Annotated in this window: 13 protein-coding genes and 2 pseudogenes; 2 read left to right on the top strand and 13 right to left on the bottom strand. The window is 47.6% G+C overall.

Annotated elements, in window-relative coordinates; genetic code table 11:
- Window positions 1–49 precede the first annotated feature (49 nt).
- A pseudogene (locus ACTG2S_RS14235) lies at window positions 50–259 on the top strand (hypothetical protein); the annotation flags it as partial.
- Here the strand turns inward: ACTG2S_RS14235 and ACTG2S_RS14230 are convergent.
- The 11 genes and pseudogenes from ACTG2S_RS14230 to ACTG2S_RS14180 form a co-directional block, all read right to left on the bottom strand.
- The gene (locus tag ACTG2S_RS14230; RefSeq protein ID WP_139472802.1) at window positions 256–810 is read right to left on the bottom strand and encodes a hypothetical protein; all 555 of its coding nucleotides are present in this window, start codon (window positions 808–810) and stop codon (window positions 256–258) included. The pseudogene ACTG2S_RS14235 and the gene ACTG2S_RS14230 overlap by 4 nt on opposite strands.
- 123 nt (window positions 811–933) lie before the next feature.
- Complete coding sequence (locus ACTG2S_RS14225) at window positions 934–1,770, bottom strand: hypothetical protein (RefSeq protein WP_139472801.1); 837 nt, start codon at window positions 1,768–1,770, stop codon at window positions 934–936.
- Window positions 1,771–1,773: 3 nt separating this feature from the next.
- Complete coding sequence (locus ACTG2S_RS14220) at window positions 1,774–2,244, bottom strand: DUF2846 domain-containing protein (protein WP_162504355.1); 471 nt, start codon at window positions 2,242–2,244, stop codon at window positions 1,774–1,776.
- Between the two features lie 928 nt (window positions 2,245–3,172).
- Window positions 3,173–3,748 (bottom strand): hypothetical protein, encoded by a 576-nt coding sequence (locus ACTG2S_RS14215; protein WP_101531639.1) that lies wholly within the window; start codon window positions 3,746–3,748, stop codon window positions 3,173–3,175.
- A 390-nt stretch (window positions 3,749–4,138) separates the two neighbouring features.
- Entirely contained in the window at window positions 4,139–4,366 is a 228-nt protein-coding gene (locus ACTG2S_RS14210) for an EexN family lipoprotein (protein ID WP_042655576.1), read from the bottom strand.
- Window positions 4,367–4,439: 73 nt separating this feature from the next.
- Window positions 4,440–4,913 (bottom strand): DUF2846 domain-containing protein, encoded by a 474-nt coding sequence (locus ACTG2S_RS14205; protein ID WP_101531717.1) that lies wholly within the window; start codon window positions 4,911–4,913, stop codon window positions 4,440–4,442.
- A 259-nt stretch (window positions 4,914–5,172) separates the two neighbouring features.
- Window positions 5,173–5,940, bottom strand: a pseudogene (locus ACTG2S_RS14200) (IS630 family transposase); the annotation flags it as partial.
- Between the two features lie 268 nt (window positions 5,941–6,208).
- Window positions 6,209–6,385: a DUF3606 domain-containing protein gene (locus ACTG2S_RS14195; RefSeq protein WP_019445078.1), complete on the bottom strand. Its 177-nt coding sequence runs from the start codon at window positions 6,383–6,385 to the stop codon at window positions 6,209–6,211.
- Between the two features lie 255 nt (window positions 6,386–6,640).
- On the bottom strand, window positions 6,641–7,372 hold the full coding sequence (gene lpxH, locus ACTG2S_RS14190) for a UDP-2,3-diacylglucosamine diphosphatase (protein ID WP_274161742.1): 732 nt from the start codon (window positions 7,370–7,372) through the stop codon (window positions 6,641–6,643).
- The gene (locus ACTG2S_RS14185; RefSeq protein WP_439982678.1) at window positions 7,369–8,178 is read right to left on the bottom strand and encodes a DUF4269 domain-containing protein; all 810 of its coding nucleotides are present in this window, start codon (window positions 8,176–8,178) and stop codon (window positions 7,369–7,371) included. Before ACTG2S_RS14185 ends, lpxH begins: the two co-directional genes overlap by 4 nt.
- Window positions 8,168–8,665 (bottom strand): peptidylprolyl isomerase, encoded by a 498-nt coding sequence (locus ACTG2S_RS14180; protein WP_439982677.1) that lies wholly within the window; start codon window positions 8,663–8,665, stop codon window positions 8,168–8,170. The genes ACTG2S_RS14185 and ACTG2S_RS14180 overlap by 11 nt, the downstream gene beginning before the upstream one ends.
- 212 nt (window positions 8,666–8,877) lie before the next feature.
- Here ACTG2S_RS14180 and cysS point away from each other — a divergent pair, with 212 nt between their 5' ends.
- A complete protein-coding gene (gene cysS / locus ACTG2S_RS14175; protein ID WP_439982675.1) occupies window positions 8,878–10,254 on the top strand; it encodes a cysteine--tRNA ligase in 1,377 nt (458 codons plus the stop codon).
- A 532-nt stretch (window positions 10,255–10,786) separates the two neighbouring features.
- Here cysS and ACTG2S_RS14170 read toward each other — a convergent pair.
- A complete protein-coding gene (locus ACTG2S_RS14170; RefSeq protein WP_439982672.1) occupies window positions 10,787–11,077 on the bottom strand; it encodes a hypothetical protein in 291 nt (96 codons plus the stop codon).
- A complete protein-coding gene (locus ACTG2S_RS14165) occupies window positions 11,064–13,208 on the bottom strand; it encodes a hypothetical protein (RefSeq protein ID WP_439982671.1) in 2,145 nt (714 codons plus the stop codon). The genes ACTG2S_RS14170 and ACTG2S_RS14165 overlap by 14 nt, the downstream gene beginning before the upstream one ends.
- Window positions 13,209–14,399: the final 1,191 nt, after the last annotated feature.

Raw genomic sequence — 14,399 nt, 5'->3', positions numbered from 1 at the left:
AGGGATGTGGATGAACAGGTTATCACTGTTTCAGTTAGTCTAATTGAACTACATCCAGACTCTCAATAACTACGTGAGTCGTTGGCGGAAATGGATGGCAAAATTTCACGGGGTGGGCACTGCTTACTTGGAAAGCTACTTGGCTTGGTTTCGAGTCGTAAGTTGTGGCTACTTAATAAAGCATAATATTAATGAAAGAGGGGTAAGCATGAACATTAAGTTGCATCAATCTTACCTCTCCATGAGTCCACTTTATTAACGATGTTTACTTAATATAACACCTAGATAGCCTGATTTGAGATCGTCTTCACCCATTAGGAATATAGTTATATCTCTATGCCCATCAGTAAATGTTGCAGAGTATGAGCCACAGTTAACATCAGCCACACATTCAAAAAATGAATTGTTGCGAGTGGCTGTTTCAGTCAGTTCTGGTTTTATACCTAGATTACTATAAACTTTGTTTTTTAATACATCATAGTCATCTATGGCTTTTTTTAACGATGCTGGAGAACTATCCAAGTATGAACTTATATGAATATGAATTGAATTCAGTTGGTTTTTGTGGAAAACGTACTGATATCTTTTTTTATAATCTAAAAAGGAAAGTGCACTCGTTTTCGGTATGCCATTGTAGTATCTCGTGTCAAAAACTGATGGCCCTTCTGGTTTGAAGTTATAATTTTTATTTTGAACTGATTCCAGACTTTCACTAATGTGAAATCCGATAATGTCTTTTTCACTAGAAATAGCTTGACTTACAAATTGAATGAATAAAATAAAAGGTAAGAAATATCTATTTATGGTCATATACTGTTAATCTTGATTTTTTGGTGAGGTCCGCATGGATGTTGATGTTCAACTAAGCTCGCTGCACAGTTATTTAATTTTATTTGAATGCCATACTAACACTGGCATTAATAGATGTTTGTATTAGTGGTGTTGACGAATATAGTCACTAACAAATTCATCCAATGCATGGCAATGTGATGTCATGTCATCAGTTTCAGCAGATGACCCGCTATAGGCGCAATAGTAAAGGCTAAAGAATGCAGGCAGAACAAGCCACCAATGTAGGCCTGGGCCATAAAAAAGCACTTTAAAGAAGCTCTCATTTATAAACCAGTTTGCTGTTGACGTAGAATAATCTTCCAGCATTCTCCTCAAAAATTGATCCCCACCTTCCTCAAATTCCCGCCATACTTGAAGCCAAGCACTACACATATAGGTGGCTGAAATAAAACCAATAATGGTTTTTTGTAAATCGCAATCGCGAGTTCGGAAAATTAAATTCCATAATGTTATAAAAAATAATACCAGGCAAAAAATAGGCAGCATAAACATAATGCTATATATAACATCGTTTTTTGATTTTTCACCAATGGTATTTTTAATTGAAGTCTCGTTATATTCTCCATTAGCGTCACTGATCTCACCTGTATTAATATTAACGATGCGCTCTATATTGTTTGTATTGTGGTTTTTAAAAAATACAAGTGAGTGACCAGGGAGCACGCCCAAAGTATAATTTTCGCATGTGAACTTAGTTTCTTTTTGTGTTTCTGGATCACGAAGCCATATGTCCTGAGATACATGATGAGTTACAGTAGATGATATGTTTTGTTTGCCTGCAGCGCCCCCGCTACTTTCGACTTTTGTGGAGCTGTATTTGTGAGTGTTTTCATTCAATACAATAAACTCTTCAATCTCATAGGTATCAGATATGTTCATATAAAAATCACCAATTTTTTGACGAATGAAAGGCATCATGTATCAGATGCTGGGCACTGACATTTCAGAGTTCTTGATGGACTCTTGGGCATCTTCGATATCTTTTGGCTCGGTCTTCATTTCAAAGTCAGCTTGGCCCCAGATCAGACCGAAGCGGGTATAATGGCGAACATAGTAGATCTTTCCATTTTCAGTTTCGATATCTATCTTATTGTTTCCAAACTCGCTGTTGGTTTCCAGATGCACAGTCTTTCCAGCATCAACCTTGAGCAGGTAAAAGTGCAGATTTTCTGATTCACCCAAAGGATTTCCATCGAGAAACAAATCGATGTTAATACGGCGACCAAGCCAGCCATCTCGGTAAATATAGACGTGGGCTTTTCCTTCAGCAGGAGGTGAGAAACTTTTGGCTTCATTGACGACAGCCTCATCGGTGACGGTTGGCACTGAGGAGCAGCCACCAAGCATCATGGCGCAGAGCGCCAAGAAGATCATTACAAACGTATTACGCATTTGTTTACCCATTGTGCTGAATGTTTATTGATGTTTTTGATTATTATTTTGTTGAACATCTGATACTGATGTTTCTTTTGCTACATGATTGTCTGTGAGCTCGATGACGTTTTCAATAGGGTCTTTTAAAGTTTTTTTATAACTATTCGATGGTTAATTGTTTTGCACCTAATAATTAGAAAATGTTCTTTTATATCAATTTGTTACGTGTCCGTATTTTATCGTGGAGGTAATGTGATTTTTGTCACATTATATGTTTGTCAAGACATGTGACTGGCGAAAGATGGAGAGAGCTTGATGCTCTCGTGCGTTGTCAGATGGGCTTTAAAATCCGATCTATCAGGCGTAAACTAGGCGTAACGTGCCCAAAGAAAGCGTGAAATCAGGCATTTCATGTAAACTTGAAGTCCTTATAAATCAATCATATAAATTTTACGTCAACTCACTATTGGCTTTTAAAATCCCTCGACGTTCGCGTCGTGCCGGTTCGATTCCGGCCTCGGCACCACTTATTGAGTACAGCAATCAAAGAGTTATGAAAGGCCACTAGCAATAGTGGCCTTTTTGTTTTGCCTAAATGGCGACAAAGTGGCGACAGCGATTGTGCTGAGTCCACAGCTTCATAACAACAAAGCCTGCTGAAGGCAGGCTTTTATAGGGTCTGTATGTCTGTATATAGCCGAGGAATTTACCGCGTGGGGTAGGGTATGGCCGATTACTTCCACCACTCCTTGCTCGGTAAGTTATTCCATTCTCCAACCGGGTATTCATGGCCATTGAAGCGCAGCGTGGTGCTCAATGTTCTCTTACTGGTGGTGTCCTGCTCGACTGTTTCTGTTTTCGCTTTGGTTACTACTCTCAGAACGTGCAGCCCGTTAGCCCCAGCTGGTGAACGGTTACATCAGAAGCACTTTAAGGAAGAGGCTTTTTACTCAAGGATCTGGCGCATTCCCGCGTTTAGCTGGCGGCCACCGTCCTCAGCATCACGGTCTTGCATCAAATTGATCGAAACCTCGTTGGTACCGATGGTATAGGTTGCGCTGTAATCACCGCACATGCTGTTGCTTACACATTCAAAAAACGGCACCGACTTATCCTTTATTGTACGGACTATCACCGGTTTGACTTTCAAGATATTGGTCGCCTGACTGACTAATTCTTCGAAGTCTGCCTTGGCCTGTTTGACAGAAGCAACGGAGTCGTCTTGGTACGATGCCATGGTTCCGCCGAAGGAGAATACTTTATGTTGGTAGACCGCATAGTAATACTCACCCGTAGTTGGTCGTCCTAGGAATCCCTCGCCCGCCTTCGGTTTCCCGCGAAAGTCTTCATCAATGTCACTGCGCCAGTCATAGCGTATCAAACCATCGTTGACTACTTGGAGTGTGGTGATGGGCAGGCCGATTGTCAGGGTTTTGAAGCCCGTATTTGCGGCAATAGCCGGTGAGGCAATGAGACTGACCGCACAGCAGAGTGCAGAGAGCTGCAGGGTTTTATGGGTCAAGGTGACACCTCATTAAGATAATAGGTTTATATGGAGTGTTGATACTCATCCGTCCACCGGATGGGTTTACTCTCAGGCTGCATATTCCGGCCGATCCTGAACACCGAGCAGCATAAAAAACGACAACTACCTTGAAAAACGCCGGGAATGGCTGTTCAACTTCGCCGGAATACGCACAGGCTCAGTGGTTTATCGCGTTCAGTCTCATTCTGTGCAGTTCCTCAACTGGGTTGAGATAACGCCTCATTGTAATTGCGCCAATTAGGCGAACTTTAATAATTGAATTTTGCCACCTTATTAGATAAAACTCTCAGTTTATATCATAACAGGTGGCGTTATTATGGAAGAAAAAGTTCTTAATTTAAAATAATTCCGTGTGGGTAACGAAAGCTACTGACCCAACATGTTTTTCATCAAGTTAGTAGCCATTTTTTGCTGGGCTGCGATTGCATTTTTACATTCATCTGAATTGGCATCTTTACCCTGTGCAATTTTCAAGGTGCACTCTTGCAGGGCTTCATTCAGTAATTTCGGATCTTTCATAAAATCCTCAACTGAGGTAGGTCCACAAGCAGTAAGTAACATAGTGAATGGAATAGCTAACAGTAACTTATTCATTTCTATTTTCTCCAAATAAAAAATGCAGATAAAAATACTAGGATCTAAAAGATACAGATGGTTTTACGAGAAGTTATAAAGTATGTGGTAATGACATTTCAGACTTCTTGATCAGAATTTGAGCATTTTCAATATCATCAGGGTCTGTCACAAGCTCAAAATCAGACTGACTAAAGAGAAGCCCCATACGAATATAGTGGTAAATATAATATGTTTTGCCTGACTCGGTATTTAGGGAAATGCTATTGTTTGAAAATTCACTTTCAGTTTCAAATGTATAGTTTTTACCTGCATCAAGTTTCAGAAGATAGAAGTGTTTATTTTCTGATTCACCTAGGAATTTTTTATCGATAAAAAGATCCATATTGCTATTGCGAGCAAGCCAGCCATGACGGTAGATATAAACGTGAGCCTTGCCCTCGGCAGGAGGTGAGAAGCTTTTGGCTTCATTGACGACAGCCTCATCGGTGACGGTTGGCACTGAGGAACAGCCACCAAGTATCATGGCGCAGAGCGCCAAGAAAATCATTACAAACGTATTACGCATTTTTTACCCATTGTGCTGAAAGTTTATTGATGTTTTTGATTATTATTTTATTGAACATCTGATACTGATGTTTCTTTTGCTAAAGAATTGTCTGTGAGCGCAGCGACGTTTTCAATAGGGTCTTTGAAAATTTTTTTATAACTATTCGCCAGTTAATTGTCTTACACCAATTAATGAGAAAATACTAAGCTATATCAATTGCTTATGTGTCCATGCTTTAATGTGGGGTAATGTGATTTTTGTCACATCTATTAACGCCGGTTTTGGCTCGTCGGTAGTGGCGACGCAGTTTTTCCAGCATGGCGATAAACAGGGATGAGTTTTTCTTTATCCCACTGACGTAAAGCACTCTTCCATTGCCTGCATGGAGAACGCCTGCCAGGTAATGTTTGGCGTTCTGTCCCGGTGTGACAACCCGCTTTTGCTGCGCTCTGAACATCCAGTCGGCCCCTAATTTGGGATTAAGGTCTATATCGACTTCATCCTCATAAAACACCGGATTATCGGCATCACAGCGGGCCAGTGCCGCGTCGATATTAGCCATTTTCTCCTGATAAGCTGGGTCTTTTATCCGCAAGGTCGGCACGGGCCTGCGCCAGACAATGCCCATACGAGGTAGCCATCGACGAAGTGTGGAGGCAGCCACATTGAGCCCTGTTAACCGATTGATTTTGATAGCCAATAGCTGCTCAGTACACCAACGGCTGCGTTGATAACCAAAATCTTGCGGAGAAAACTGCATGAGCAGCACCAGTAAGGTGACAATCTTGGCGACAGGTAGGACCGGGGCACGGCCAGCCGGTAAGGCTTCTAACGCACCCACACCTTCATCCCGATACCACCGAAGCCAACGGCCGATGGTCGAGCGAGCCGCGCCGGTAATGTGATGAACATCCGTGATCGTGCATCCTTCATGTAACAGCAAGATGGCCATCAAGCGACGAGCATGCCCTTTATCACGGGTGGCATGGATGATTTTGTGAATACGGCGCCGTTGTGGTCGTGGCAGGGGTGGTAGGATATGCATCAACTCAGTCCTTTGGGTGTGGCTTGTTTTGTTTGGCGACTAATGAGATCGCACAAACTGGACTGAGTTCCCTTCCTCCTGTGATCTACTATTCGGAACAGCTATTTAGAAATAGTGGCCTTTTTTTGTTTTTGCCGAAATGGTGGTGATTGCTAAAAACCTTTTCCGCTCAGGTGCTGGGCTTGTTGTCGTAAAGAAATGTTGTAAATAAATGTTAGCAAGAGAAAAGCCCCGCAAGCGGGGCCGGATTTGTGACGGGGTTGTGTCCTCACTTCTTGAGGTGTTTTCTGATCGCCTTGCCTGAGGTGCCGACTGCCTTGACCGCCCGTTTCAGCTGGACTTCGGTGCACTCGAACATTTTGATCCACTGCTTCATCTCATAGGGATCGTTGACATTGATCTTCTTGGCATCGAACGGGTGAGCGACCGCATTGCTGTCAGGCATACAAACCTCAACTTGTTGAAATAGCTGGCGAGAAAGACGTTTCTGCCTGAGCGCCATCATCCTCTCAATTGGCAAGGGGCAAGGTGACGGAGTTCACACAACCCGGGGACTGAAGGAGGAGTGCAGGTTTGCTTTGCTGATCTGTGAGCGATCACCACTTATTCGCTCGCGCCTGATGGGCAGTGAACCGGATGGCGCGAACGATGGGGAGTGATGGGGGGCCGGCGCTTGGTGGTCAACCGGACTGGCGGGCTATCAAGCCTCTGCCAGCGCCCGCATTTCCAGCCGCTGCTCGCCGGGGCGGCAGATCAGCACCGAGCCTTGCTCGAACCAGTCCCCCAGCACGATGCGGCGGGCGGGCTGGCCATCGAGGATGAAGTCGTGGATGGCGGGTCTGTGGGTGTGGCCGTGGATCATCATCCGGCAGTCGTGGGCGCGCAGGGTGTCGTCCACCGCTGCGGGCGTCACATCCATGATGATCTGGCTCTTGTGGGCATTTTCCATCTGGCTTTGGCCACGCATCTTGCAGGCGATGGCCTGACGGCGGGCGAGCGGCAGCCGTAAAAAGAGCCAGCGCAGCCACTTGAGCTGGGTGATGCGGCGAAACTTCTGATACCCCTCATCCAGGGTGCAGAGCAGATCGCCGTGGCTCAGTACCACCCGCTCCCCATAGAGCTCGATAACGCAGGGGTCACCCAGCAATGTCATCCCAGCGCGCTTGGCAAACTGTTGCCCCAGCAGAAAGTCGCGGTTGCCGTGGATAAAGTAGATGGGCACGTTCTGCTGGCTCAGGGCCAAGAAGGCGTCGGCCATCTGTTGATGAAGCGGATTGGGGTCATCGTCGCCAATCCAGAATTCGAAGAGATCCCCCAGCACATAGAGGGCATCGGCGCCGGGGGCGTCGTGCTCGAGAAAGCGCACCAGTGCCGCGGTCATATCGGACCGCTGGGCAGAGAGGTGAATGTCACTGATAAAGAGGGTGCTCATGATGTGGGGATCGGGCTCTCGGTCGAAACAGGGCAAACAGGGGTGGCAGAGATAGTAGACACAACAGGGGACGAATCGTGCGCTGCGGGCGCCATCGCGCCAGTTGAGGTATGGATATCGTCACGGGATGGCGGCTGCCATGACAGCTCGGCCAGATTGCATCCCTCCAGCGTCAGCAGGGCGGCGTAAGGATCGCCCGCCAGCCCCAGCAACCGGCACATGGCCGCTTCCCCTTTCAATCCCTCCTCAAGGCGCAGACGCAGCACTTCGCGGTAGAAGGCATCGCCAAACCGCTCGAGCAACGCGGCCATCAGGGTGAGGTGGCGCCAGCCATTCAGCGTCTCGATGGGTGCGGGGGTGACATACAGCTCCAGCGGCCAGTTGGTGATACGGTTATCACAACCGTTATCGGCACTACTATCGGCACAGCTCTGGTCGAGGCAGGAAAAGGTGCGCTCCAGCAGCCAGATATTGTCGCCCTTGGGGCTCGCCTGCCAACCTTGCTCTGCAAAAGTAGCGGCAAACTCGGCGGGATCTGGATGCTGGCAGAGAATATCGAGATCGCTGCCGAGCCGATCCAGCCCGATGGCCAGCGTGCTCACCAGTGCCATATCGGCGCACTGCGCGGCCAGCTCATCCCACACACCGGCGGTGAGCAGGGCATGGGCCGAGCGCTGGCGCGGGTTGCCGTGGGCCAGATAGTCGAGGCGGCGCCAGTTTGCTCTGGCAGTGGAGAGGGCAGATGGAAAAACTGCGGCCGGGGCCGCAGTTTTGTCAGTGCCGAGTCGGCAGAGATCAGTCAGCAAGGGTCACCTTGGTGATCACCACGTCTTCTACCGGCACGTCCTGGTGGATGCGGCCGTAGTTGCCGGTCTTGACGCCCTTGATCTTGTTGACCACGTCCATGCCGGCGGTCACTTCACCGAATACGCAGTAGCCGAAACCCTGGGTGGTAGCGGATTTGAAGTCGAGGAAGTCGTTGTTGTTCACGTTGATGAAGAACTGGGCGCTGGCAGAGTGCGGCTCTATGGTGCGGGCCATGGCGATGGTGCCGATCTTGTTGGAGAGACCGTTGGCCGCTTCGTTCTTGATGGGAGCGCGGGTGTCTTTCTCTTCAAAGCCCGGAGCGTAGCCGCCGCCCTGGATCATGAAGCCGTCGATGACGCGGTGGAAAATGGTGTTGTCGTAGTGACCGTCACGGCAGTATTGCAGGAAGTTGGCCACGGTTTCCGGGGCTTTTTCAGCGTTCAGGGTGAGGGTGATGTCGCCGTGATTGGTGTGCAGAGTGACCATGATATGTCCTTTCATTTGATGCGGGCGACGAAGTGCCCGCAGGTGTATGGCATAAAGTGGTGGCAATTCTAGCCCATCAGGGGCTGGCGGCATAGTCTCTCTGGCGCCGTAACCGTGCTGGCAGGCGGGATTGGCCCGCTTTTCTGCCTCGTTTTCTGCCCCTGAACGGGGTATTATGACCAACCATTTTACTCACAGGCAGTGGTTAGAAGATGCTGAAGATATACAACACACTCACTCGTCAAAAAGAAGAATTCAAACCTATCCACCCGGGCAAGGTGGGCATGTATGTGTGTGGTGTCACCATCTACGATCACTGTCATATCGGCCACGGCCGCACCTTCGTCGCCTTTGATGTGGTGGCTCGCTACCTGCGTTACGCCGGTTATGACCTCACCTACGTGCGCAACATCACCGACGTGGATGACAAGATCATCAAGCGTGCCGCTGAAACCCGCGTCACCTGCGACGAGCTGACCGAGCGTCTGATTGGCGACATGCACGCCGACTTCGACGCCCTCGGCATGGTGCGCCCGGATATCGAACCTCGCGCCACCCAGCACATCGAGGAGATCATCGAGCTGGTGCAATCCCTGCTGGCAAAAGAGCACGCCTACGTGGCGGACAACGGCGATGTGATGTTTATCGTCGAATCCTACGCCGACTACGGCAAGCTCTCCGGCCAGGATCTGGAGCAGCTGCAAGCCGGTGCCCGCGTCGACGTGGTCGATGCCAAGCGCAATCCGCTCGACTTCGTGCTGTGGAAGATGTCGAAGCCCGGCGAACCGACCTGGGAAAGCCCCTGGGGCCCGGGCCGTCCTGGCTGGCACATCGAGTGCTCCGCCATGAACTCCAAGCACCTTGGCAACCATTTCGACATCCACGGCGGTGGCTCCGATCTGCAGTTCCCGCACCACGAGAACGAGATCGCCCAGTCCTGCTGCGCCCACGGTGGCGACTACGTCAACACCTGGATGCACAGCGGCATGGTGATGGTGGATAAAGAGAAGATGTCCAAATCCCTTGGCAACTTCTTCACCATCCGCGATGTGCTGGCCCATTTTGATGCCGAAACCGTCCGTTACTTCCTGATGTCTGGCCACTACCGCAGCCAGCTCAACTACTCGGAAGATAACCTCAAGCAAGCCCGCGCTGCGCTGGAGCGCATGTACACCGCCCTGCGCGATCTGCCGGTGGCTGCCGCTGCCGGTGGCGAGGAGCAGGTAGCGCGCTTCAAGGAAGCGATGGACGACGACTTCAACACCCCGGAAGCCTACTCCGCCCTGTTCGATCTGGTGCGCGAGATCAACCGCCAGAAGGGTGAAGATATGGCCGTTGCCGCCGCGCTGGGCGCCCGTCTGCGCGAACTGGGCGCCGTGCTCGGCATCCTGCAGCAAGACCCCGAGGCTTTCTTGAAGGGTGACGAAGCGGACGAAGAGGTTGCCGAGATCGAGCGCCTGATCGCAGAGCGCAATCAGGCCCGTGCCGACAAGAACTGGGCTGCTGCCGATGCCGCCCGCAACCGTCTCACCGAGATGGGTATCGTGCTGGAAGACAGCGCCGGCAAGACCAGCTGGCGCCGTGCCTAAGGCCGGTTGGCCTTGTTGGCGTCTGGTGCCAACAGGTTGCGCCAATAAAAAAACCGCAGCCCTTGGGCTGCGGTTTTTTTTTGTGGTCTGCCGGAGGGCTGACACCTTCCCTCTCTCCTGATTGGCATGGCTTTGCCATGCAGGACGCGAGGGCCTTGCTCTCGAAGGTGTTTCGCCCGCCCTTCGGGCTGGGGCGAGTGACTTTGGAAAGACCCGCTCTCTTTGGCAAATAAGACCAAAAGTCTTTTCCCCCGGCAAACCGCCCGCTTTGCGGGTTCCCTCGTCTCGTCCAACGGGTCGGACGGAGCGCCGCAGACGGCACTTTGGCCTACGCCATCCATGGCTTCGGCCAAAGCCCGCTTCGAACATCCTTGTTCTCGCGCCAAATCGGGGTCGAGCAGTGCTCGCCCTGATCCGATTTAGCCCCTATGCCGGCTGCGGCTGCGCCATCATCCCTGATGGCGCTCCTGACCCGTTGAACTCGACTCGGCGGTTTGCAGGGGGCACCAATACCGCGACCTGACTATATTTGTTATTCTTCAACAAAACCATGTCGCTCTAACTCATGAAATACCTCAGTGAGCTCGGCGTTAAGTTGTCCTATATATTCCACAGCAACAAGATAAAAAAGATTTTGTTGCGGCTCTTCTAGTAAGTTTATTTGAAAAAGTCCATTTCTTAATCTCGTCAATATGGTTCCGAATGCACTTTTGACATTGTTTGGCTCATCACTAGATATTGGGATTCTGACCATTGGTTCAATATATATTTCAATGTAGTGGTTATCTTCAATATTTATCACTCTAGCATCAACGTAGTCCATATATTTTACCTCTTTCGCCAAATGCGCTTTCGCCACCTTCCAAAGTTTTCATGCCAATAATTTTCCAATTAATTTTTTCTCTTGCGTCAGTAGTGGAGATTAGGTCGTTTGAAAATGGATTTCCAATGTATGTTGAATATCCATTCCGGTCATGGCATCTATATATTGAGTTATAGGGGAGGGTTCTTACGGCAATATTTGCATCATGTGTTGATATAAAAACCTTTTTTCCTTGAGTTGCTTTGTTTTTAATTAATGGAATAATTACATCGTTTATATAGTCATTGCCAAGGCTTCTTTCTGGTTCATCAAGTATATATATATCTTTTTCTTCATAAAGTTCATTATGAAGGTTAAGCATGGAGCATTCACCATTGGATGGCGAGTAGCAATTACCCTCTAAGGTAAATCGTCTCCAGAATAATACCAAATCATCAATGGAATTTATCTTTTCAATGTCATCTATGTTGTTTAACTTTGTTATAGAATCAAAAATATTACTCTGTAGTGCTGTTTTGAATATGCTATCCATTAATGTTGAAAATTCTTTTTGGCTGTTTTTTCTTATATCAAAATTAGATGTGTAATTGGCATCATGAAGTGTGCCTGTTTGTATTTTATAATCAGTTGAACAGATTAGAACACCCTTGTCAGCGCCAAGGTTTCCCGCAATACAGGTTTCAGTCGGAATGTTTTTTTTGATATTATCTAAGATGGTTTTACTCTTTGTGAGTATTCCAATTCGATTCTTAGCAAATTTACTGAATCCAGTACTGGCTGGGCGGCTTTGTACACCTGTTTTTCTTGCAACTTCATTGCTGTAGCATTTGGAGGCAGAGTTAACTAACTCTACAGACTTTATATCAAGGAAAAACCCCCACGATTTATTGAGTATTTTATTGGATAAGGATTTTATTGTGTCTATTATTGAAGCGTACTCTACAGAATTGTTTATTTCAGCATTAATTACTTTGTTTTCTTGAAGTAGTTGTAAAACCTCATTTAATTTTTCATTGGCATCAATATGTTCTTTTAAATCTTCGGCGAATGGTGACGATTGGGTTGGGAAGTCCTTAATTTTAATCACTTGAGCATTTTTGTTTTTTGCTTCATTTTGAATGTACTGTTTATATTGATTTAAACTGGTAATATCACATTCGGTGGCAGCTTTGAGTTGCTGTATTTCATCTCTACATGATTCTATTCCGTGCCTTTCTAGATCAAATGTAATATTTTTCCCTTTTAAATCGAATTTATCAGAAAGCGTCTCTGGTGAGGATGAAAAAACGGACGATTGTATCCCGTTATTTGAATAGTGCTTGGCGATTGCTTCGAGAATTTTTGTCTTGCCTGTTCCTTTTGGGCCAAAAATTATATTGATGTCATTGAAAACTCTAATTGATACTTTTGTGTCATCTTCAAATGGAATGAGATTTATAGTTTCCGATTGTTTTTTATCAAGAGCTGTATTTATTGTTGGTATGTCTTTTGATAGCAAAAGCAGAAAGTGTTCAAAACTGTCAACTTTAAGTCTCAGTTCTGGAAGGCTATTTGAGATTTCAGTATATTTACCCCAGTCTTGTACATCTGAACCGTATAGCGATTTATGACCATGTGAAATAAATATTCCGGCAGATATGGCATTAGTTGCTTCTTTAATGAAGCGAGTGTCAGGTATGCCTAGTTCTAAAATTTTCGCAACAGTAGAGTCTGCCATTTCTGGCTTTTTCCCTTTGTAATGTGCTATGTACAAAGGCTCGAGAGGCTCAAGATACTTTATTGTATCTTCGATGGAAATAGTGAAGTCGTCTGGCGATACACCCTGTATTAAACTATCAACTGTTGCTTTAAAATAGTCTCTGTTATTAGGGGAGACAATTACAATCAGATGGGATCTTTTGTCATTGTCAACAATATCTAATTCAATTCCAGGCCATATTTGAGCTGCACCATCTAGACATGTTTCCATAGCGTTGAATTGTTCTAGATCAAAAGCGTTATGATTTGTTATTGCTATTATTTTTACGTTTGTAGATTGAATGATTTTTGCAAAATCAGATGGTGTAATATTTCTGGTTTGTGCATCACCTGTTTTTGTTTTTTTAGTGTGAACGTGTATATCAATTTTCATTTATTCCTCTTACATTTTCGTAAATCACTTTGATTCAGGTGGGAATATGGACATAAGTTCGATTAGCGAAGCGTAATCGGACGTTCGAGAAATAAGGTGTTATTTCGGTGAAATACATACTGTCGGGCATTCTATATATAACCGTTCCACGATAGATATCAGCGCCACTTGCAGCTCTGACACCATGATTTTCACCTATGCAACCATATCGATAGAGCCTGTTGCATAGGTGCGACAATCTGCTCTCGCCATGGGGTGGGCGAGGGGTTGGCTGTGAGATAACAACCCGCCCGATCTTTGCCCCGAATAGGTTGGGGAGTGTTACCGCGGTGCAATGCGCTGCGCTTGGTGCACCCTACGCCTGTTAACCGGCCTCGGGGCGGCGCGTTGGGTGTGTTCCCCCTGTTGTTCGCTGAGGTGAGGGCACAAGGTCAGGAGCGCCGTCATGGACGACGGCGCAGACGCAGGCGGTACAGGGATGTACCGTCTGCGTCGTTCCGCCAGACCTTTTGCCTGAACCGAGGGAACCCGACGCAGGAGGGCGAACAAGTGGGGGATTAGGCCTTTGGTGACTTTGGGTCTTTCCAAAGTCACTCGCCAAGCCGCGTAGCGGCGGCGAAACCCCGTCGAGGACGGAGTCCTCGTGTCCTGCATGGCGAAGCCATGCCATTTAGGCTGGCGATATTCCGCTATGCAATGACGTTACCGACCCCCTCACCCTAGCCCTCTCCCGCAAGGGGAGAGGGGACGGTTACCGCGGACGATTACGCTTCGCTAATCGACCCTACTGGCGAAGCCATGCCAATACCTTGTTGCAGGGCAAAGACGTTACCGACCCCTCACCCTAGCCCTCTCCCGCAAGGGGAGAGGGGACGGTTACCGCGGACGATTACGCTTCGCTAATCGACCCTACGCTAAAGTCGCTACCGCCCCTGACTGTCGCTACCAGATTGCGCCGTTGACCATTGATCTCGGAAAAGGGGTCAACAGACGCCCGTCGCCATATTACGGAGCCAGAGTGGTCTTATCTATGGTTTTGATGAGCTAACTATCAGAAAAGAGTGATTTTTTGCGCTGGCACAAACTTTTATTAATTAGTGATTAGTTGTTGGTTGCCGGGGTTTGGTCGTGGCGGGGCGGTGGGTTGACGCTGCGAGGGGAGCGCAACCGGTAAATAGAGTGGAGCGCAAA

This window comes from Aeromonas sp. 82P (assembly GCF_051919365.1).
Taxonomy (GTDB): Bacteria; Pseudomonadota; Gammaproteobacteria; order Enterobacterales; family Aeromonadaceae; genus Aeromonas; species Aeromonas veronii.
The sequence above is the reverse complement of the archived record's forward strand: the minus strand, read 5'-3'. Positions and strand labels throughout refer to the sequence as shown.

Coding starts and splice junctions, on each gene's coding strand:
- ACTG2S_RS14170 (WP_439982672.1), bottom strand. CDS start 11,077: ATGGACTACGTTGATGCTAGAGTGATAAATATTGAAGATAACCACTAC.
- ACTG2S_RS14165 (WP_439982671.1), bottom strand. CDS start 13,208: ATGAAAATTGATATACACGTTCACACTAAAAAAACAAAAACAGGTGAT.
- cysS (WP_439982675.1), top strand. CDS start 8,878: ATGCTGAAGATATACAACACACTCACTCGTCAAAAAGAAGAATTCAAA.
- ACTG2S_RS14225 (WP_139472801.1), bottom strand. CDS start 1,770: ATGATGCCTTTCATTCGTCAAAAAATTGGTGATTTTTATATGAACATA.
- ACTG2S_RS14195 (WP_019445078.1), bottom strand. CDS start 6,385: ATGCCTGACAGCAATGCGGTCGCTCACCCGTTCGATGCCAAGAAGATC.
- ACTG2S_RS14210 (WP_042655576.1), bottom strand. CDS start 4,366: ATGAATAAGTTACTGTTAGCTATTCCATTCACTATGTTACTTACTGCT.
- ACTG2S_RS14205 (WP_101531717.1), bottom strand. CDS start 4,913: ATGCGTAATACGTTTGTAATGATTTTCTTGGCGCTCTGCGCCATGATA.
- ACTG2S_RS14180 (WP_439982677.1), bottom strand. CDS start 8,665: ATGGTCACTCTGCACACCAATCACGGCGACATCACCCTCACCCTGAAC.
- ACTG2S_RS14230 (WP_139472802.1), bottom strand. CDS start 810: ATGACCATAAATAGATATTTCTTACCTTTTATTTTATTCATTCAATTT.
- ACTG2S_RS14220 (WP_162504355.1), bottom strand. CDS start 2,244: ATGCGTAATACGTTTGTAATGATCTTCTTGGCGCTCTGCGCCATGATG.
- lpxH (WP_274161742.1), bottom strand. CDS start 7,372: ATGAGCACCCTCTTTATCAGTGACATTCACCTCTCTGCCCAGCGGTCC.